Genomic DNA, 1466 nt, shown 5'->3' with positions numbered 1-1466 from the left:
GGCCGCGCGGCGGGCGAGGGCGCGGCGGACACCGGTGGCGGTGTAGGCCAGGGCGGCGGCGGACACCAGGCCCAGCAGGATCAGGCCGAGCGCGTAGTCGTCGTAGGCGCCGTACACCGAGCCCATGACCAGCGGCGGGAGGAAGCCCCCGAGGCCGCCCGCGGCGCCCACGACGCCGGTGACCGAGCCGACCTGGCCCGCCGGGGTCATCAGGGCGACCAGCGCGAACACCGCGCCGCTGCCCGCGCCCAGTGCCGCCGCCATGGCCAGGAAGGCGAGGGTGCCGACCGGGGCCAGCGGGGGTGTGGCCGCCTGGACGAAGGCCGCCGCCACGACGGTGCCGAGGGCGGCGACGAGGACCCGTACGGGCCCGACGCGGTCCGACAGCCAGCCGCCGACCGGCCGCATGGCGACCGCCAGCAGCACGAATCCGGCCATGCGGTTCGCCGCGTCGGCGTGGGTCAGCCCGTAGCCGGACTTGAGGTAGGTCGGCAGGTAGACGGAGAACGCGACGTAGCCGCCGAAGGCGACCGCGTACAGGGCGGACGCCTGCCAGGTGACCGGCAGCCGGACCGTGCTCGCCAGGCGGCGGGTCAACGGCTCCGCGGGCACCGCGCGCCCCGGCGCGTCCCGCAGCAGCAGCCAGGCCGCGACGGCGTAGACGGCCAGCACGCCGGCGGTCAGCACGAACGGGGTCGCCGTGCCGTTCGCGTCGACCAGTTTCACCGTGGTCAGCGCGCTGATCGCGGTGCCGCCCATGCCCATGCCGAAGATCCCGATCGCCAGGCCGCGCCGCTCGGGCGGGAACCAGGCGTTGACGAAGGGCACGCCGATCGCGAAGGCAGTGCCGCCGACGCCGAGGAAGAAGCCGCCGATCAGCAGGGCGGAGAGCGAGGAGTGTCCGGCGAGGCCGAGGTAGAGGACCGGCACGATGGTCACCGCGGACACGAGCGGGAACATCGCCCGGCCGCCGAACCGGTCGGTCAGCGCGCCCACGGGGATGCGGCCCAGGGAGCCGACCACGACGGGGACGGCCACCAGGAGCGACGACTCGAACGACGACAGGGCGAGCTCGTCGTGGAACCTCGGGCCGAGCGGGCTCAGCAGCGCCCACGCCCAGAAGTTCACGGCGAAGCCGAGCGTGGCCAGGGCCAGCATCAGCCAGGCGCGCCCGGGGACGGGGGCGGGGGCGGTCTTGTCCGTGGCTCTCGTCGACGGCTTCGGCATGCCGTCCTCCTCGTCGTCTGCGGGATGTCCGCCCCGGCCGCGCACGGTCCGCGGCGAGCCGGCCGGAGGACCGGCCGGCGGGGCGCTCGCGCCTTCCCTCACACGATGACGGCCCGGCCCCGGGCGCACCACGGGGCCGTTCTTCCCGGGGGCCCGCCGAAGGGCCCGGGCGACGGGGCCCGACCGTCCCCGTCGGACCCCGCCGGGTCCCGGGTTGCCCGCCGTGGCCCGGTCATGCG

General features: G+C 76.4%; 1 protein-coding gene. It reads right to left on the bottom strand.

The genetic code is table 11. From position 1 onward, the window contains the following. Positions 1-1227: MFS transporter (locus G3I53_RS00625; protein WP_164437920.1), on the bottom strand; the 1227-nt coding region annotated here is incomplete at its 3' end. Between the last annotated feature and the right edge of the window lie 239 nt (positions 1228-1466).

The organism is Streptomyces sp. SID14436, assembly GCF_010548465.1.
Lineage (GTDB): Bacteria > Actinomycetota > Actinomycetes > Streptomycetales > Streptomycetaceae > Streptomyces.
The sequence above is the reverse complement of the archived record's forward strand: the minus strand, read 5'-3'. Positions and strand labels throughout refer to the sequence as shown.